Genomic DNA, 18,331 nt, shown 5'->3' with positions numbered 1-18,331 from the left:
ACCACCACCGCCGGCCCGCCGGGACACGCCGGTGGCGCAGGAACAACACCTGAGCACGCGGGAATTCCGTTCCTGGGGCACGTATTGCGGGTATCGGGACTTCGGCGGGACCAATTGCGCGCGGGGCGTGCAGTCCCCAACGGATGGATGCGACAGGCGTGACGGAGCAGCCCACCTCCTTCGAGCGCCCTCAGGGCGCCGACCCCGCGGAAGGCCGCGGGGCGCTCCTGCGTACCCAGAAAGCCCCCGGCACCTCGGCCTTACCGGCGCAGGCCGTGGGACAGGACGGCAAGGGGACACAGCCCCCGGTCGGCAAGGGGAAGGAGCCCCCAGTCAACGGCCCCGAACACTCCCAGCCCGCCGCCGCGGAAGCCGGCGCACACCGCCCCCGCCCGGCACCGGAGGGCATTCCGCCCCAGCCCGGTGCCGAGCAGGAGCGGTCGGCCGCCGCCCAGGAGCGCCGTACCGGACGCGGACTGCCGCCCGGCCGGCCGATGCCGATGCGGCGTGACGGCGACCGGCTCAGGTTCGTGGGCGCGGCCACCCGGCGCATCGCGCGCGGCCTCGATCTGGACGAGATCGTGATGGGGCTGTGCCGGGCCACGGTGCCGACGTTCTCGGACGCGATCCTGGTCTATCTGCGCGACCCGCTGCCGGTCGGTGACGAGCGGCCCACCGGTCCGGTGGTGCTGCGGCTGCGCCGCAGCGACCGGATACCGGAGGAGCGGGACACCGAGGGTGTCCTGCTGCCGCCGGCCTTCGACCCGGAGCCGGAGCCGAGCGTGCTGGCCGAGCTGTCCTCGCTCACCACGGAGCTGTGCGAGGTGCGCCCCGGCGGCGCGCTGAACGAGGTGCTGCGCGGGGTCCGGCCGGTGTTCGCGGACGCGCCCGCCGCCCGGGCCGCGCTGCCCGAGCTGCTCGGCGACGGCGGCGAGGCGCTCGTGCCGTCCGGGCAGCACGCGATCCTCGCCCCGCTGCGCGGCCGGCGCCGGGTGATCGGCGCGGCCCTGTTCCTGCGCCGCCCGGAGCGGCTCGCGTTCGAGGCGGACGACCTGCTGGTGGCCGCGCAACTGGCCACGCACAGCGCGCTGGGCATCGACAAGGCGGTGCTGTACGGCCGGGAGGCCTACATCGCCGACGAGCTCCAGCGCACCATGCTGCCCGAGACCCTGCCCCGCCCGACCGGCGTCCGGCTGGCCTCGCGCTATCTGCCGGCCGCCGAGACCGCGCGGGTCGGCGGTGACTGGTACGACGCGATCCCGCTGCCCGGCAGCCGCGTCGCGCTGGTCGTCGGCGACGTCATGGGGCACTCCATGACCTCGGCCGCGATCATGGGCCAGCTGCGCACGACCGCGCAGACGCTGGCCGGGCTCGACCTGCCGCCGCAGGAGGTGCTGCACCACCTGGACGAGCAGGCGCAGCGGCTCGGCACGGACCGCATGGCGACCTGCCTCTACGCCGTCTACGACCCGGTCACGCACCGCATCACGATCGCCAACGCCGGGCATCCGCCGCCCGTGCTGCTGCACCTGGGCGGCCGGGCCGAGGTGCTGCGGGTGCCGCCGGGCGCCCCGATCGGGGTCGGCGGCGTGGACTTCGAGGCGGTCGAGCTGGACGCGCCCGCCGGAGCCACCCTCCTCCTCTACACCGACGGCCTGGTGGAGTCCCGGCTGCGCGACGTCTGGACCGGCATAGAGCAGCTGCGCGAGAAGCTCGCCGCGACCGCCCGGCTGACCGGCCCGGACCATCCGCCGCCGCTGGAAGCCCTGTGCGACGAGGTGCTGGACATGCTCGGGCCGGGCGACCGGGACGACGACATCGCGCTGCTCGCGGCCCGCTTCGACGGGATCGCGCCGAGCGACGTCGCGTACTGGCGGCTGGAGCCGGAGGAGACGGCCCCCGGCCAGGCCCGCCGGCTGGCCCGCCGCGCGCTGGCCCGCTGGGACCTGGAGGACCTGACGGACTCGGTGGAGCTGCTGGTCAGCGAGGTCGTGACGAACGCCGTGCGGTACACCTCCCGGCCGGTGACGCTCCGGCTGCTGCGCACCGATGTGCTGCGCTGCGAGGTCGGCGACGACGTGCCGCAACTGCCGCGGCTGCGCCAGGCCCGGGCCACCGACGAGGGCGGGCGCGGCCTGTACCTGGTCAACAGGCTGGCCCGGCGCTGGGGCGCGACCCGGCTGAGCGCCGGCAAGGTGGTGTGGTTCGAGCTGAACCGGAGCTGAGTGCTCCGCACGCATGAGGGAAGGGCGCCCCGGGAATCCCGGGGCGCCCTTCGTGTGCGCTGCTACTGGCCGAAGTTCTGGCCGCCGCCCGGATCGAGCGGGTTGCCGGTGACGCCGCCCGTCGGCGGCGTCGTCGGCGGCTTCGTGGGAGGCGTGGACGTCGGCGGCTGGGACGGCGGCGTGGACGTCGGCGGCTTGCTGGTCGGCGGCTGCGACGGGGGCGTGGACGTCGGCGGCTTGCTGGTCGGCGTCTTCGACGGCGTGTTGGACGGCGTCGAGGGGGCCGTCGGCGTGTAGGTCGGCTGGACGGCCGCGCCCTGCGTGGTGTCCAGGTCGAACCTGCTGACGTCGCCCATCGCCCCGAAGGTGTACGCGGCCCAGATCAGCGCCGGATAGCTGCCGCCGTTGACACGGCCGCCGCCCGAGGTGATGAGGCCCGTGGCGCCCGTCAGCGGAACCTGCGCGTGGGTCTTGGCGGACTCGCCGAACAGGCCGACCGAGGTGACCAGGCCGGGCGTGTAACCGGTGAACCAGGCCGACTTGTTGTTGTCGGACGTGCCCGTCTTGCCGGCGACCTGCTGGCCGTTGCGCTCCGGGTTGCTGGCCACCGACGTGTTGGCCGTGCCGTCGTCGACCACGCCGGTGAGCACCGAGGTGACCGTGTCGGCGGCGGTCCGGCTGATCACCTGGTCGCCGATCGGGTCCGGCAGGTTGACCGTACGGTCCTTGTGCTCGGCCGACTTGATGATCGCCGGGGTGACCTTCTTGCCGTGGTTGTCGAGGGTGGCGTAGATGCCGGCCATCTCCAGCGGGCTCGCGCCCATGGAGCCCAGCGTCTGCGCGGGGACGGCCTCCATGCCCTTGGTGTCCATGCCGAGCTTGCCGGCGGTGGCCATCACCTTGTCCATGCCCACGTCGACGCCCATCTGCGCGAAGACGGAGTTGACGGACTGGTTCATGGCCGTCTGGACGGTGATGGGGCCGTAGTTCTGGTCGTCCTCGTTCGGCGGGCCGAAGCCGACCTTGGCGCCGCCCGAGACGACCTGGCGGCCGCTCGTGCCGTCGTAGATCGTGTTCGGGGTGATCGCCCGGCCGTCCTGCGTCGTGGCGCCCCCGTCCAGGGCGGCGGCGAGGATCACCGGCTTGAAGGTGGAGGCCGGCTGGTAGTCGCGCCGGGTCGCGTTGTTCGTGAAGTGCTTGAAGTAGTCCGTGCCGCCGTACATGGCGAGGACCTTGCCCGTCGTCGGGTCGACGGAGGCGGCGCCGGGCTGCACGTCGCCGTCGACGGAGCGCTGCTTCGCGTCCAGCTTGCTGGTCAGCTGCTCCTTGACGGCCCGCTCCAGCTGGGTCTGCTTCTTGCGGTCGATGTTGAGCGTGATGGTCCAGCCGCCCTTTTTCACCAGCGCCTCGGCGTCACCGAGGCTGGCGGCGTCGCCCTGGGACACGAGCTGCTTGTACAGCGCCGAGTTGGCCGCGTCGACCAGGTAGCCGGTCTCCCCCTTCATGCCCGGCGCCGCCTTGGGGGCCTTGGGGGTCTCGAACGTCATGGCCTGGCGCTTGCCCGGGTCCAGCCAGTGCTGCTTGACCATGTTGTCCAGCACGTAGTTCCAGCGGGCGACCGCCAGCTTCTTGCCCGTGTCGGTGGCGAGCGCCCAGTCGTACTGGTTCGGCGCCTGGAGCAGCGCCGCGAGGTAGGCGCCCTCCTGGACCGTGAGGTCCTTGGCGTCCTTGCGGTAGTACGCCTGTGCCGCGGCCTGGATGCCGTAGGCGCCGCGGCCGTAGTAGCTGGTGTTGATGTAGCCCGCGAGGATGTAGTCCTTGGACTTCTGGCGGTCCAGCTTCAGCGAGATGACCAGTTCCTTCAGCTTGCGCGAGACGGTCTGGTTCTGGTCCAGGTAGTAGTTCTTGACGTACTGCTGGGTGATCGTCGAACCGCCCTGAGTGCCGTGCCCCTCCAGGGTGTTGAGGATGCCGCGGGCGGTGCCCTTCAGGTCGACGCCGGAGTCCGAGTAGAAGGTCTTGTTCTCCGCCGCGACGAAGGTGTGCTGGACGTCCTTGGGGACCTGGGCGAGGTCGACGCTCTCGCGGTTGAGTTCGCCGGTGCGGGCGAGGACCGTGCCGTCGCTGTACTTGTAGATGTTGCTCTGCATCTGGGCGGTGGCGTTGCCCGCCGGGATGTCGATCGTCATGTACAGCACGACGAACGCGCCGATGACGAGCAGTACCAGGCCGAAGAACGTTCCGAGGATCTTCTTCCAGGTGAAGAGCCTGCGTATTCGGCCCTTGGGGGGTTTGCCGCCGGCCGGTGCGGACGGGGAGGCCGTGGCGGCCCGCGTGGACTGCGAGCGGCCTCGCCTGGGCGCTGCGCGGTGGCCGCCGCGCTGTCGCGCTCGTCTCTCGTCCGCTCGTCCCATGGGTCCCTACGCTCCGCTTCCGTCTCGGGGTCAGCTCCGAAAGCTAACACCCGTCTATATGACAAAGGGCGTCCGATCCGCTCTTTTACGGACGTGACAATCAGCACCCGCCCCAACGGAACCGACGTACGACGAGGCCACAGGGTTGCTTCGGCGGCGAAAAGTGATATCACTTAGCTAGGCCGACGATAGACGCCACCGACCTCACCGAAACGGGGACCACCATGACCGCGAACGACTCCGCACCCGAGGCGCTCGGCACACCCGACGCACCCGCGATGCCCGCCCCCCGCACCCGGGAGTTCACCGCGCACAGCATCGGCGGCGGGCTCGCCCTGCTGCTCGGCCTGCTCGGGCTCGGCGCCACCGCCGCGCTGCTCGCCACGGCCGCGGCCCTCTCCTCCCCCACCGCCAAGGGCGTGCTCATCCCCGCCGGGATCGTCGTCTTCCTCGCCGCGGTCATCTCGCTGCGCGGGCTGAACACGGTCGCGCCGGGCGAGGCCCGGGTCGTCCAGCTCTTCGGGCGCTACCGGGGCACGGTCCGCGAGGACGGCCTGCGCTGGGTGAACCCCTTCACCTCGCGGACCCGCATCTCCACCCGGGTGCGCAACCACGAGACCGCCGTACTGAAGGTCAACGACGCCTACGGCAGCCCGATCGAGCTGGCCGCGGTCGTGGTCTGGAAGGTCCAGGACACCGCGCAGGCCACCTTCGAGGTGGACGACTTCACCGAGTTCGTCGCCACGCAGACCGAGACGGCCGTGCGGCACATCGCCATCGAGTACCCCTACGACTCCCACGAGGAGGGCGGGCTGTCGCTGCGCGGAAACGCCGAGGAGATCACCGAGAAGCTCGCCGCCGAGCTGCGGATTCGCGTACAGGCGGCCGGAGTCGAGATCATCGAGTCGCGCTTCACGCATCTCGCGTACGCTCCCGAGATCGCCTCCGCGATGCTCCAGCGGCAGCAGGCCGGCGCGGTCGTGGCCGCCCGGCGGCAGATCGTGGACGGCGCGGTCGGCATGGTCGAGACGGCGCTCGCCCGCATCGCCGAGGCGGACATCGTGGAACTGGACGAGGAACGGAAGGCGGCGATGGTGTCCAACCTGATGGTCGTGCTGTGCGGGGACCGGGCCCCGCAGCCGGTCCTCAACACCGGGTCCCTCTACCAGTGACGGACTCCGCGGACACTCCGGACTCCTCGGACGACACTCCGCGGACGCCGAAGCGACGGCCGCAGCAGCGCAAGCAGGTGCTGCTGCGGCTGGACCCGTCGGTGTACGACGCGCTGGCCCGCTGGGCCGGGGACGAACTGCGCTCCGCCAACGCGCAGATCGAGTTCCTGCTGCGCCGCGCGCTCGCGGAGGCGGGTCGGCTGCCGAAGGAGACGGGGCCGATGCCGCGCAGAGGCAGGCCGCCTGTTTCGGAACCGTGACAATCGGCTCCCACCTGCATCGCCGCACTCCGGGCCATGATCTGCACACTCCGTGTATACACACCCCGTATACACCGTGTGTAGAGTGCTCGGCATGTCCATCGGTCACACCCTCCTAGGGCTCCTGGAGTCCGGCCCGCGCCACGGCTACGACCTGAAGCGGGCCTTCGACGAGAAGTTCGGTCAGGACCGGCCGCTGCACTACGGCCAGGTCTACTCGACGATGTCCCGACTGCTGAAGCACGGCCTCGTCGAGGTCGACGGGATCGAGGCCGGCGGCGGCCCCGAGCGCAAGCGGTACGCGATCACCGACGCCGGCATCACCGACGTCGAGCGCTGGCTCGCGACTCCGGAGAAGCCGGAGGAATACCTCCAGTCGACCCTCTACACCAAGGTCGTCCTCGCGCTGCTGACCCACCGGAACGCGGCCGACATACTCGACGCCCAGCGCGCCGAGCACCTGCGCAGCATGCGGATCCTGACCGACCGCAAACGCAAGGGCGACCTCGCGGACCAGCTGATCTGCGACCACGCGCTGTTCCACCTGGAGGCCGACCTGCGCTGGCTGGAGCTGACCGCCGCGCGCCTGGACAAGCTCCGTGCGGAGGTGACCCGATGAGCGCCCCCGCCGGCTCCCTGCTCGCCGCCGAGGACCTGCGCAAGGCCTACGGCCCCACCGTCGCGCTCGACGGCGCCGAGTTCTCCATCCACCCCGGCGAGGTCGTCGCCGTCATGGGCCCCTCCGGCTCCGGCAAGTCGACCCTGCTGCACTGCCTCGCCGGCATCGTGCCGCCGGACTCCGGGTCCATCGTCTACGACGGCCGTGAACTGGCCGGCATGAACGACGCCCAGCGCAGCGCCCTGCGCCGCTCCGACTTCGGCTTCGTCTTCCAGTTCGGCCAGCTCGTACCCGAGTTGACCTGCGTGGAGAACGTGGCCCTCCCGCTGCGGCTGAACGGCACCTCCCGCAGGCAGGCCGAGAAGGCCGCGCTCACCTGGATGGAGCGCCTGGAGGTGGACGACCTGTCGGGCAAGCGGCCCGGCGAGGTCTCCGGCGGCCAGGGGCAGCGCGTCGCGGTGGCGCGGGCGCTGGTCACCGGGCCCCGCGTGGTCTTCGCCGACGAACCGACCGGCGCGCTGGACTCCCTCAACGGCGAGCGCGTGATGGAGCTGCTGACCGACGCGGCCCGCTCCAGCAACGCGGCCGTCGTCCTCGTCACGCACGAGGCCCGGGTGGCCGCCTACTCCGACCGCGAGATCGTCGTACGCGACGGCAAGTCCCGGGACATGGAGCGCGTGGCATGAACGCACGTTGGGGGCGGGACCTCGGCCTGGGCGTCAAGTTCGCCTTCACCGGCGGGCGCGAGGGCCACATCCGGGTGCTCCTGACGGCGGTCGGCGTCGGGCTCGGCGTGGCCCTGCTGCTGCTGACGACCGCGATACCGAACGCGCTGTCGGTACGGCACGCCCGCGACGACGCCCGCATGGACTACACCTACGGCCCACCCCGGGCCAAGGCCGCGAACACCCTGGTGATCTCCGACGCCGACACGACGTACCACGGCGAGGACGTCCGCGGCCGGCTGGTGGAACCGGAAGGGCCGAAGGCCCCCGTCGCCCCGGGTCTGACGAGGTATCCGGCGCCGGGCGAGATGGTCGTCTCGCCCGCGCTGAAGGAGCTGCTCGGCTCCGGCGACGGCGCGCTGCTGCGCGAGCGGCTGCCGTACCGGATCGTCGGGACGATCGCCGAGAACGGCCTGATCGGCTCGCGCGAACTGACCTACTACGCCGGGGGGAAGAACCTCGCCGCACACCTCGACGGGTGGAAGACGGCCCGGATCTCCGCGTTCGGGCGCCCCTCGGCGTCGTCGAACACCCTGGACCCGGTGCTGCTCCTGCTGATACTGGTCGTGTTCGTGGTGCTGCTGATGCCGGTCGCGGTGTTCATCGCCACGGCCGTACGGTTCGGCGGCGAGCGGCGCGACCGCCGGCTGGCCGCGCTGCGGCTGGTGGGCTCCGACAGCCGGATGACCCGGCGGATCGCGGCGGGCGAGGCGCTCGCCGGATCGCTGGTCGGGCTGGCCTTCGGCACGGTCTTCTTCCTGCTCGGCCGGCAGCTCGCGGGCTCGGTGGAGGTCGTGGGCATCAGCGTGTTCCCCAGCTATCTCAACCCCTCGCCCGCGCTGGCCGCCCTGGTCGCGGTCGCCGTGCCCGCGGCGGCGGTGCTGGTCACGCTGTTCGCGCTGCGCAGGGTGGTCATCGAGCCGCTGGGCGTGGTCCGTACGGCCAAGCCCACGCGCCGTCGGCTGTGGTGGCGGCTGCTGCTGCCGGTCGGCGGCCTCGCGATGCTCGCCCCGATGATCGGCCAGGGCCGCTCGAACGGCGACTTCAACACGTACCTGGTGATCGGCGGTGTCCTGCTGCTGCTCATCGGCGTGACCACGCTGCTGCCCTGGGTCGTCGAAGCGGTCGTGGCCCGGCTCGGCCGCGGCTCGTTGGCCTGGCAACTGGCCGTACGGCGGCTGCAGTTGAGCAGCGGCTCGGCGGCCCGCATGGTCAACGGCATCGCGGTCGCGGTGGCCGGGGCGATCGCGATGCAGATGCTGTTCGCGGGCGTCCAGGGCGACTACACCAAGAACACCGGGCGGGACACCACCCGGGCCCAGATGCAGGTCAACCTCTCCCGGGGCGCCGATTTCGGCCGGGCCGCCGGGCAGTTCGCGGCCACCAAGGGCGTGCGGAAGGCGACCGCGATCGGCAGCACCGAACTGGGCGACCGGGACTGGCGGAGCGGGCCCACCGGCACGGCGCTGGTGACCGTCGGCAGCTGCGCGGCGCTGCGCGAGATGGCCCGGCTGCCGTCCTGCACGGACGGGGACATGTTCGTGGCCACGGGCGGGACGAACGACGCGGACGTGGCCAAGATCGTCCGACCGGGCCGTACGCTCCACATCGACGACGTCAACGGCACCGGCCGCGGCAAGGACGTCACCTGGACCGTGCCGGGCGGACTGCGGCAGGCCACCGCGATCACCGGCCCGAGCGGGACCAGGGACAGCAGCGTGCTGCTGACCCCGGGCGCCGTGCCCGAGCGGATGAGCCGCCTGCTGAGCGCGACGGTCTACCTCTCGGTGGACACGTCGGTGCCGGACGCGTTCGAGCACGCCCGCAACACCGCCGCGCGGATCGACCCGCTCGCGGACGCGATGGAGTGGTCGGCCACCCAGCGGTCGGCCCAGTTCTCCTCCATCCGCACCGGTACGTTCGCCGGCGCCATCTGTGTGCTGGCGCTGATCGGCGCGAGCCTGCTCGTCTCCCAGCTGGAGCAGTTGCGCGAACGCCGCAAGCTGCTGTCGGCGCTGATCGCCTTCGGTACCCGGCGGCGCACCCTGAGTCTGTCGGTGCTGTGGCAGACCGCGATCCCGATCGCCCTCGGCCTGCTGCTCGCCTCGGCCGTGGGGCTGACGCTCGGCGTGGTGCTGCTGGAGATGGTCGGCTCGACGGTCGGCGTGGACTGGCCGAGCGTGCTGGGGCTGACCGGGGCGGGGGCGGCGGTGGTCCTGACGGTGACCCTGCTGAGCCTGCCGCCGCTGCTGCGGCTGATGCGGCCGGACGGACTGCGCACGGAGTAGCACGATGCGCTGTGGGCCCCCTCCCGCCCGGAGGGGGCCCACAGCCGGTTCCTCACAGGCTGTGCTCCCGCACCACCCTCCGCGCCACAGGAACACTCCACGGTGAAGGCGAGGTCGCGGGCGGGGGCCGTTCGCGGTCGGGGCGTACGGCTGGGTGCCGGTGACGCGTTCAGCGCGGGCGGGCACACCACCCGGAGCCGGGCGGCTCCGGCGCAACCGCGCGCGATCAGTCCCGCGACCGGCCGGCGCTCTCCGGACCCGCGCACCAGCTCCGCCCGCTGCTCCCCGCCGGCGCGCTCGGAGCGCAGGAGCAGCGCCTCGGCACCGGGGGCGCCGGGGCTCCCGGCCGCCGCGACGAGTCCGTCCCGGAGGCGGAAGGCGCCGCCGGGGCTGCCCGGCAACCGCAGCTCCCCCGTGAATCCGTCACGCCCGCACGCGGTCAGCACGTGCGCGAGCCCGCCGTGGCTCGCGGGCTCAGGCGTCCGGGCCGAGCACCCGCACCGGCAGCGCGGCGAGCGCCCCGCGCAGCGCCACGGCCAGCTCCTCGTACTCGGCCGCCCGCGCCGCTCCCGCCCGCATGGCGAAGGCGACCCGGCGGCTCGGCGCCGGCTCGGCGAACGCGCCGGTGAGCAGCTGGCTGCTGCGGGCGGTCTCCACCTTCAGCGCCGTACGCGGCAGCAGCGTGCAGCCGAGGCCGCCCGCGACGAGCTGGACCAGCGTGGACAGACCGGCGGCCGTGGTCGTGACCGGGGCGTCCTCCCGGCCGGCCTCGCGGCAGATGTCGAGGGCCTGGTCGCGCAGGCAGTGGCCCTCGTCCAGGAGCAGCAGGTTCAGCTCCTTCAGCGCCTCGCGCGGGATGCCCTCGCGGCCGCCGAGCCAGTGGTCGAGCGGGGTGACGAGCATGAAGTCCTCGTCGAAGAGCGGTAGTTCGACCACGCCGGGCACGCCGAGCGGAACGGCCAGCAACAGCAGGTCCAGGCGGCCGGAGTGGAGGCCGTCCAGCAGGCTCGCGGTCTGCTCCTCGTGCACCTGGAGGTCGAGCTGGGGGTAGCGGTCGTGCACGAGCCGCAGCACGGTCGGCAGCAGATACGGCGCCACCGTGGGGATCACGCCGAGGCGCAGCACCCCGGTGAACGGCGCCCGGACCGCCTCGGCCTCCTCCAGCAGCGCGCCGACCGCCTCCAGCACCGCCTTGGCCCGCACCGCGAGCCGCTCACCGGCGGGCGAGAGCAGCACCTTGCGCGTCGTACGCTCGAGGAGGGTCACCCCGAGGGTCTCCTCCAGTGCCGAGACGGCGCCGGACAGCGCGGGCTGGCTCGTCCCGATCGCGGCGGCCGCGTCCCGGAAGTGCAGATGCTCGGCGACGGCGGCGAAGGCCCGCAGCTGTGCGAGGCTCGGCTGCCTCCGCCTGCCGCTACTGATGGTCACTGATAACTACCTCCGATCAACAAGACCAAGTGTAGCTATTTCACTAATCAATGCACCCTGTGCCACGATCAGCAGCGTCCAACCCACCACGGGAAACTCCCTCAAAAGGGGTGTTTCTTCGCTGCAAGGAGAGCGTGTGCTCACTGTCGGTGACAAGTTCCCCGAGTTCGAACTGACCGCCTGCGTCTCGCTGGAGAAGGGCAAGGAGTTCGAGCAGATCCACCACAAGTCCTACGAGGGCAAGTGGCTGGTCGTCTTCGCCTGGCCGAAGGACTTCACCTTCGTCTGCCCGACCGAGATCGCCGCGTTCGGGAAGCTGAACGACGAGTTCGCCGACCGTGACGCCCAGATCCTCGGCTTCTCCGGTGACTCCGAGTTCGTGCACCACGCCTGGCGCAAGGACCACCCGGACCTGACCGACCTGCCGTTCCCGATGCTGGCCGACTCCAAGCACGAGCTGATGCGCGACCTGGGCATCGAGGGCGAGGACGGCTTCGCGCAGCGCGCCGTCTTCATCGTCGACCCGAACCGCGAGATCCAGTTCACCATGGTCACCGCCGGTTCCGTGGGCCGTAACCCCAAGGAGGTCCTGCGGGTCCTGGACGCCCTGCAGACCGACGAGCTGTGCCCGTGCAACTGGAGCAAGGGCGAGGACACCCTGGACCCGGTCGCGCTGCTGGCCGGTGAGTGACCCATGTCGCTCGACTCGCTGAAGTCCCGCGTCCCGGACTACGCCAAGGACCTGAAGCTCAACCTGGGCTCGGTCATCGGCAACTCCGACCTCCCGGCGCAGCAGCTGTGGGGCACGGTGCTGGCGACCGCCATCGCCTCCCGGTCCCCGATCGTGCTGCGTGAGCTGGAGCCGGAGGCGAAGGCGAACCTCACGCCAGAGGCGTACCAGGCCGCCAAGTCGGCCGCCGCCATCATGGCGATGAACAACGTCTTCTACCGCACGCGTCACCTGCTGTCCGACCACGAGTACGGCACCCTGCGCGCGGGCCTGCGGATGAACGTCATCGGCAACCCGGGCGTGGACAAGGTCGACTTCGAGCTGTGGTCGTTCGCGGTCTCCGCGATCAACGGCTGCGGCATGTGCCTGGACTCGCACGAGCAGGTCCTGCGCAAGGCCGGCGTGGAGCGCGACGTGATCCAGGAGGCGTTCAAGATCGCCTCCGTGGTTCAGGCCGTGGGCGTCACGCTGGAGGCCGAGGCGGTCCTCGCCGAGTAAGGCCGCTGTCCGAGGGCCCCGTTCACTCCGCGTGGACGGGGTCTTCGGCGTTCTCCGGCTCCGACGCGGGCGCGGGCGGGGCGGGAGCCTTCTGCTGTTGCAGCTCTTCCGAGTACTGCTTCAGATATCCGACCACCGTGTTCGTCACCGCGACCAGCGGTACGGCCACCACGGCGCCGCCGATGCCGGCCACCATGCCGCCGGCCGCGACCGCGAGGACCACCGCCAGCGGGTGGACGCGGACCGCGCGGCCGAGGATGAACGGCTGGAGGACGTGACCCTCGATCTGCTGCACGGCGAGGACGACGACGAGGGTCATGACCGCGGTGAAGACGCCCTGGGTGACCAGGGCCACGATCACCGCGAGGGCGCCGGAGGCCACGGCGCCGACGAGCGGGATGAACGAGAACAGGAAGATGAAGACGGCCAGCGGGACGGCCATCGGCACGTTGAGGAAGTAGATGCCGATACCGATGAAGGTGGCGTCGATGAGGGCGACCAGGACCGTGCCGCGGACGTACGCGGTCAGGGTGCGCCAGGCGCGCGGGCCGGCGCCGGCCACGCCCGGGCGGGCGGCGGCGGGCACGAGCTTCAGGAACCACTCCCAGATGCGCTTGCCGTCGTAGAGCAGGAACAGCGTCGAGAAGAACACCAGCAGCAGGCCGGTGAGGAAGTCGACGATGACCTGAACGCCCTCCAGACCGGCGGACGTTATCTGGTCGGTGTTGGCGCCGATCGCCTCGCGCAGGTTCTTGGCGATCTGGTTGATCTGCTTGTCGGTGACGTGGAAGGGACTCTTCAGCAGCCAGTTGCGCAGGTCGTCGATGCCGGACTGGATCTGGCTGGAGAGCGTGTCGATGTTCTCCATGACCTGCCAGGTCACGAACCAGGCCATCAGCCCTATGACGACGAACCCGCTGATGGCGGTGAGCGCGGTGGCCGGTCCGCGCGGCACTCCGCGGCGGGTCAGCCGGGCGACCGTCGGCTGCAGCAGCGCGGTGACGAGCAGGGCGATGACGAAGGCGAACACCACCAGCTGGACCGCGCTGATGACCTGGATCAGCACCCAGACGGTCCCGGCGAGGACCAGCAGCCGCCAGCCCGCCTCGGCGGCGACGCGTACGCCCCAGGGGACGGCCAGGGCCGGGTCGGGGCGGGGGCCGGCCGGCGGTGCGGAGGGGCCGACCGGGGGCAGGGGGTCGGCGACCGGGGCCGGGGTCCCGGCGGCCGGGGCGGGAGCCGCAGGCTCGGGCACGGCGAGCGGGTCGCTCTCCTGCTCCACCTCCGCGCGGCGCTCGTCCAGGCGCTCGCTCATCTCGGTGAGGCCGGCACCGAGCTTGCCGAGCCACCCAGGCACTCGCGACATGATCCGTCCTCTTCCCCCGCGTCCCCGCGTGTTCGCCACCTCTCCTCCCCCAGGAGGTATCCGGGTAGACCGTACAGGGCGAAAGCCCCTCCCCTGAGGACGGGGAGGGGCTTCGCGAGGTTGAGAGCCGCGGCCGGACTCAGTAGTTGCCGTTCGCCTGCCAGTAGGTCCAGGCGTCGCACGGGCTGCCGTACCGGTCGTTCATGTAGCTCAGGCCCCACTTGATCTGGGTGGCCGGGTTGGTCCGCCAGTCGGCGCCCGCGGACGCCATCTTGCCGGCGGGCAGGGCCTGCACCAGACCGTAGGCGCCGGAGGCGGCGTTGACCGCCTGGTAGTTCCAGGTGGACTCGCGGGTCACGATGTTGCTGAAGCACTGGTACTGGCCGGCCGGCACGATCTGCCGGGCGATGGCCTGGACCTGCGCGACCGTGTAGGAGGACTGCACGGGGAAGCTGCCGTCGCCGAGGCTGGGGTCGCTGCTGCGGCTGGCCGCGGCCTTCGCCTCGGTGCGCTGCTTGGCTTCCTCCGCGGCTTTCTCGGCGGCCGCCTTCTTCGCGTACGCGGTGTCGGCGGCTGCCTTGCGGGCCGCTGCCTCGGCGTCCTTCTTGGCGCTCGCGTCCGCGGCGATGGCCTGGGCGTCGGCCTGCTGCGTCAGGGACGCGGTCTGGACCTGGGCCTGCTGACCCGCGGGTATGTCCGCGAGGAGCGTGGTGTCGGCAGCCGTCGACTCGGCGTCGTTGTTGTTGTTCTGCGCGACGCTGCCCGACGCAACTCCGACGACGCTTCCGACGGCGGTGACCGCGGTGGCCGAAGCCACTGCGAATCCCCGGACCGAAATCCGGCTCACACGGTTTCCTTCCAGCATCGCCCGCTTCGGTGACCCTGGCGGACGCAATCGTGCCCCTGGCACTGGCCTCCCAACTGCGGGGTCACGGGAGGCGCGGGCCCGGTGGGCAACTCCCCCGGGGGGAGCGCCGTGTGGTGCTCGGGCGGCATACGACGGGCTCTATGGAGTTGGTGATGCTTCTGTGGTGCTGTACCGCTGGGGGTACAGGTGTGTCGTATGCGGGGCCTGACAGGACTGAGACTCTGCCGTAACCGGCCACCGGGTGGCAATTCTGTGTTGCGTGTGAAAGCTCACATCCCGTTTGGCCCAGGGGATTTCCGGAAAGCTCCACAAGCCGGGACGCCGCCCGGCTAGGCTCTTGGCCTTTGCCGGACGGCGTCAACTGCGCTGCGGTACGGGTCAGATGTGACCTTCCTCCAGCATTTCGGTCACAAGCGCCGCGATCTGGGACCTCTCGGACCGCGTCAGCGTGACATGGGCGAACAGCGGGTGCCCCTTCAGCTTCTCCACGACGGCGACGACACCGTCGTAGCGGCCGACCCGCAGATTGTCCCGTTGTGCCACGTCATGGGTGAGAACGACCCGTGAATTGGCGCCGATCCGGGACAGAACGGTCAGCAGGACGTTCCGTTCGAGCGACTGCGCCTCGTCGACGATCACGAACGCGTCGTGCAGCGAGCGACCCCGGATGTGGGTGAGCGGCAGCACTTCCAGCATGCCGCGCGCGGTGACCTCCTCGATGACCTCACGGCTGGTGACCGCCGACAGCGTGTCGAAGACGGCCTGCGCCCACGGGCTCATCTTCTCCGCCTCGGTGCCGGGCAGATAGCCCAACTCCTGGCCGCCGACCGCGTACAGCGGCCGGAAGACCATCACCTTCTGGTGCTGACGGCGCTCCAGGACCGCCTCCAGGCCCGCGCACAGCGCCAGCGCCGACTTGCCGGTGCCGGCCCGGCCGCCCATCGAGACGATGCCGACGTCCGGGTCGAGCAGCAGGTCGAGCGCGATGCGCTGCTCGGCGCTGCGGCCCTTGATGCCGAACGCCTCGCGGTCGCCGCGCACCAGGCGGACGTTGCCCTCGGCGGTGACCCGGCCGAGCGCCTTGCCGCGCTCCGACTGGATGGTCAGGCCGGTGTGCACCGGGAGGTCGGCGGCCTCCGGGACGTACACGTGCCCTTCCTCGAAGAGGACGTCCACCTGCTCGCCCGGCAGGGTGAGTTCGGACATCCCCGTCCAGCCGGAGTTCTCCGTGATGGCGAGTTCGGCGCGGTACTCCTCGGCGAGGAGGCCCACGGACGAGGCCTTGATCCGGAGCGGCAGGTCCTTCGACACGACGGTGACGTCGTACCCCTCGGCCTGTAGGTTGCGGGCCACCGCGAGGATGCGGGAGTCGTTGTCCCCCAGGCGGTAGCCGCTGGGCAGCACGCTGGGGTCCGAGTGGTTGAGCTCGACCCGTACGGTCCCGCCGAGTTCCCCGATCGGGATGGGGGCGTCGAGGCGGCCGTTCTTCACCCGGTAGTCGTCCAGCAGGCGCAGGGCCTGCCGGGCGAAGTAGCCGAGCTCAGGATGGTGCCTCTTGGCCTCCAGCTCCGTGACCACGACGATCGGGAGCACGACCTCGTGCTCGTCGAAGCGGGTCAGGGCGTTCGGGTCGGCCAGCAGGACGCTGGTGTCGAGAACATAGGTGCGCCGGTCTGGCTTGTGGCGCTTTGTGCTGGTCACCACGGAAGGACGTACCCCCTCGGATGAGGTCGGGGAGCGACGAGGTGGAAACTGGGCCGGGAGGGTGGGGAAAAACCCGCCGACAAGGGCGGGAAAGCCCCGTCCGGGAGGACGGGCAGGGACCAGGCCGGCCGCCGGCCCTCGCGCGCGGCGGGCCGAGGACCGGCCCTCCGCGGCTGCTTCCGTGCAGTGACCGCACGGTCGGGCTGGTGCAAAGGGCCTCCCGGGCGGACGGCCCCGTGCCGCCCGCTGAGATCCGACGCCCGTGGTTCGGGCGTCAACCTGTCTGGCTTATGCCCTTGAACATGCGCCGCCATGCAAATGCGGCCAACAGCGCGCCGGTGAACTCCTGGTGGCGTCCTTCTGAACCGGGGCGCACGACAACGCCCCGTCACCGGGCGGCGACGGGGCGTGCGGCGGGAGGTCAGCCGCCGTAACGGCGGTGACGTGCGGCGTAGTCGCGCAGCGCGCGCAGGAAGTCGACCTTGCGGAAGGCCGGCCAGAAGACCTCGCAGAAGTAGTACTCCGAGTGAGCGGTCTGCCAGAGCATGAATCCGGACAGCCGCTGCTCGCCGCTGGTGCGGATGACGAGGTCCGGGTCGGGCTGCGCGCTGGTGTAGAGGTGACGTCCGATCATGTCGACGTCGACGGACTCGGCGAGGTCGTCCATCGCCACGCCCCGGTCGTGCGCGTCGAGCAGCATGGAGCGCACGGCGTCGGCGATCTCCTGCCGGCCGCCGTAGCCGATGGCCACGTTGACCACTATTCCGTCGACGTGGGCGGTGGCCTCCTCGGCCTCCTTCAGGGTGTGCTGCATTGCGCCCGGCAGCAGGTCGAGCGCGCCCACATGGTGGACCCGCCAGCGGCCGTCGGCGGCGAGGGAGCGGACGACGCCCTCGATGATGCCGAGCAGGGGGACGAGCTCGTCCTGCGGCCGGTCGAAGTTGTCCGTGGACAGCAGCCAGAGGGTGACGACCTCGACGTCGGTCTCGGTGCACCAGCCGAGGAACTCCTCGATCTTCTCGGCGCCGGCCCGGTGGCCGTGGACGGTGGTCGAGCCGGACGCCTTCGCCCAGCGGCGGTTGCCGTCCATGATGACGCCGATGTGCTTGGGCACCTGATCGTGGTCCAGGTGGCCCTCCACCCGGCGTGCGTAGAGCCTGACGAGCAGGCTGCGCAGGGTGTCGCGCAGGTTCACGTGGCCCTCCGGGGGATTGACGGGAGAGGTGGGTGCCGGAGCCGTGCGGCGCCTGAGGCGTCGAGCCTACCGGTGCTCGGGGCTTGCCACGGCCCGGGGTTTGGGACTGAGGGGTTCGTGCGGGTTCGTCGTCGGCTGGGGGTCGTGGGCTGTGGATCGGCGGACCGCGGTCGGTGGACCGCGGGTCGGTGGGCTGCGGTCGGTGGGCTGCGGTCGGTGGGTTCTTCGCACCCATGCGGCGGGGCCGCATGCAGGACACAGCCCCGCGCCCTCCCTGATGGGGACGTCGGCCCGGTGCCGAGCGGTTCCGGAGTGCGGACAGAAAAAACGGGCCGGTCCGTGGGGGGGAGACGGACCGGCCCGAGGGGGGGTTTCCACCATAACCCTTCGTAAGGGATGGTGGGTGCATCGGCGTGGAACAACTACTCTCCGGAATCATCCGGCGACGCCCCGACGATCGCGGAAGCCTGGATTCAGGGGTGGCTCATGGCTGGTTCACAGCGGAATCCCAGGGAAAACCGGTCGGCCACGAAGGCATTCGGAAGAATTCATGAGGTTTGAGCCATCTTGCGGACTCTGCGGTGAGTTGCCCGCGGGTCCCCCCGACGGGCTACCCGGCCCGCGAACGACGACTTGACGGTTCCGCCACGGCGCCACACGGAGACCCGACGGGCTCACGGCACCGCGCAGCCCCCTCCACTGCGCGGTACCGGCCGCGCAGCTTTGCTCACGCGAATTACCTTGGTCTGAACTTACGTGACGTGTGGGGCGGATGTGAACCCGAGCGCATAACAATGAGGAAACCCCGGGTGAATCACGCCTGAACCACGCCCGTTTCC

Annotated in this window: 14 protein-coding genes; 8 read left to right on the top strand and 6 right to left on the bottom strand. The window is 71.2% G+C overall.

The window, feature by feature from the left end:
* Window positions 1-158: 158 nt before the first annotated feature.
* Entirely contained in the window at window positions 159-2,225 is a 2,067-nt protein-coding gene (locus tag BIV23_RS15120) for an ATP-binding SpoIIE family protein phosphatase (RefSeq protein ID WP_071381334.1), read from the top strand.
* A 62-nt stretch (window positions 2,226-2,287) separates the two neighbouring features.
* Here BIV23_RS15120 and BIV23_RS15115 read toward each other — a convergent pair whose 3' ends face one another.
* Window positions 2,288-4,639 (bottom strand): transglycosylase domain-containing protein, encoded by a 2,352-nt coding sequence (locus tag BIV23_RS15115; RefSeq protein ID WP_071381333.1) that lies wholly within the window; start codon window positions 4,637-4,639, stop codon window positions 2,288-2,290.
* Between the two features lie 224 nt (window positions 4,640-4,863).
* On the opposite strand from BIV23_RS15115, the gene BIV23_RS15110 reads away from it, so the two are divergent.
* From BIV23_RS15110 to BIV23_RS15090, 5 genes are all read left to right on the top strand, one after another.
* Entirely contained in the window at window positions 4,864-5,811 is a 948-nt protein-coding gene (locus tag BIV23_RS15110; protein ID WP_071381332.1) for an SPFH domain-containing protein, read from the top strand.
* Window positions 5,808-6,071, top strand: coding sequence for a type II toxin-antitoxin system antitoxin (locus BIV23_RS15105; RefSeq protein ID WP_071381331.1), 264 nt, complete (start codon window positions 5,808-5,810; stop codon window positions 6,069-6,071). Before BIV23_RS15110 ends, BIV23_RS15105 begins: the two co-directional genes overlap by 4 nt.
* Window positions 6,072-6,165: 94 nt before the next feature.
* On the top strand, window positions 6,166-6,690 hold the full coding sequence (locus BIV23_RS15100) for a PadR family transcriptional regulator (RefSeq protein WP_071381379.1): 525 nt from the start codon (window positions 6,166-6,168) through the stop codon (window positions 6,688-6,690).
* Window positions 6,687-7,376: an ABC transporter ATP-binding protein gene (locus BIV23_RS15095; protein WP_071381330.1), complete on the top strand. Its 690-nt coding sequence runs from the start codon at window positions 6,687-6,689 to the stop codon at window positions 7,374-7,376. The genes BIV23_RS15100 and BIV23_RS15095 overlap by 4 nt, the downstream gene beginning before the upstream one ends.
* Window positions 7,373-9,703 carry an ABC transporter permease gene (locus tag BIV23_RS15090; RefSeq protein WP_071381329.1) on the top strand — a complete coding sequence of 777 codons (2,331 nt, stop codon included), beginning with the start codon at window positions 7,373-7,375 and terminating at the stop codon, window positions 9,701-9,703. The genes BIV23_RS15095 and BIV23_RS15090 overlap by 4 nt, the downstream gene beginning before the upstream one ends.
* Before the next feature lie 474 nt (window positions 9,704-10,177).
* Here the strand turns inward: BIV23_RS15090 and BIV23_RS15085 are convergent, their stop codons facing one another.
* Window positions 10,178-11,125, bottom strand: a complete 948-nt coding sequence (locus BIV23_RS15085; RefSeq protein ID WP_079173170.1) for a LysR substrate-binding domain-containing protein — start codon at window positions 11,123-11,125, stop codon at window positions 10,178-10,180.
* A gap of 142 nt (window positions 11,126-11,267) precedes the next feature.
* Between BIV23_RS15085 and BIV23_RS15080 the strand changes: the two genes are divergently transcribed.
* Window positions 11,268-11,822, top strand: coding sequence for a peroxiredoxin (locus BIV23_RS15080; protein WP_071381327.1), 555 nt, complete (start codon window positions 11,268-11,270; stop codon window positions 11,820-11,822).
* 3 nt (window positions 11,823-11,825) lie between these two features.
* Entirely contained in the window at window positions 11,826-12,359 is a 534-nt protein-coding gene (locus tag BIV23_RS15075; RefSeq protein WP_071381326.1) for an alkyl hydroperoxide reductase, read from the top strand.
* A 22-nt stretch (window positions 12,360-12,381) separates the two neighbouring features.
* Here BIV23_RS15075 and BIV23_RS15070 read toward each other — a convergent pair whose 3' ends face one another.
* The 4 genes from BIV23_RS15070 to BIV23_RS15055 form a co-directional block, all read right to left on the bottom strand.
* A complete protein-coding gene (locus tag BIV23_RS15070; protein WP_071381325.1) occupies window positions 12,382-13,725 on the bottom strand; it encodes an AI-2E family transporter in 1,344 nt (447 codons plus the stop codon).
* A 139-nt stretch (window positions 13,726-13,864) separates the two neighbouring features.
* Window positions 13,865-14,572 (bottom strand): aggregation-promoting factor C-terminal-like domain-containing protein, encoded by a 708-nt coding sequence (locus tag BIV23_RS15065; RefSeq protein WP_177239899.1) that lies wholly within the window; start codon window positions 14,570-14,572, stop codon window positions 13,865-13,867.
* 399 nt (window positions 14,573-14,971) lie between these two features.
* Complete coding sequence (phoH2, locus tag BIV23_RS15060; RefSeq protein WP_071381323.1) at window positions 14,972-16,297, bottom strand: RNA 5'-3' helicase PhoH2; 1,326 nt, start codon at window positions 16,295-16,297, stop codon at window positions 14,972-14,974.
* Between the two features lie 421 nt (window positions 16,298-16,718).
* Complete coding sequence (locus BIV23_RS15055) at window positions 16,719-17,492, bottom strand: isoprenyl transferase (protein WP_071381322.1); 774 nt, start codon at window positions 17,490-17,492, stop codon at window positions 16,719-16,721.
* Window positions 17,493-18,331 lie beyond the last annotated feature (839 nt).

This window comes from Streptomyces monashensis (assembly GCF_001866665.1).
Classification (GTDB): domain Bacteria; phylum Actinomycetota; class Actinomycetes; order Streptomycetales; family Streptomycetaceae; genus Streptomyces; species Streptomyces monashensis.
Note: the sequence above shows the minus strand (reverse complement) of the source record. Positions and strands in the feature narration are given on the sequence as shown.

Excerpts from the sequence above, each read along its gene's own strand:
- BIV23_RS15100 (WP_071381379.1), top strand. The coding sequence starts at position 6,166 with ATGTCCATCGGTCACACCCTCCTAGGGCTCCTGGAGTCCGGCCCGCGC.
- BIV23_RS15095 (WP_071381330.1), top strand. The coding sequence starts at position 6,687 with ATGAGCGCCCCCGCCGGCTCCCTGCTCGCCGCCGAGGACCTGCGCAAG.
- BIV23_RS15110 (WP_071381332.1), top strand. The coding sequence starts at position 4,864 with ATGACCGCGAACGACTCCGCACCCGAGGCGCTCGGCACACCCGACGCA.
- BIV23_RS15115 (WP_071381333.1), bottom strand. The coding sequence starts at position 4,639 with ATGGGACGAGCGGACGAGAGACGAGCGCGACAGCGCGGCGGCCACCGC.
- BIV23_RS15075 (WP_071381326.1), top strand. The coding sequence starts at position 11,826 with ATGTCGCTCGACTCGCTGAAGTCCCGCGTCCCGGACTACGCCAAGGAC.
- BIV23_RS15070 (WP_071381325.1), bottom strand. The coding sequence starts at position 13,725 with ATGTCGCGAGTGCCTGGGTGGCTCGGCAAGCTCGGTGCCGGCCTCACC.
- BIV23_RS15090 (WP_071381329.1), top strand. The coding sequence starts at position 7,373 with ATGAACGCACGTTGGGGGCGGGACCTCGGCCTGGGCGTCAAGTTCGCC.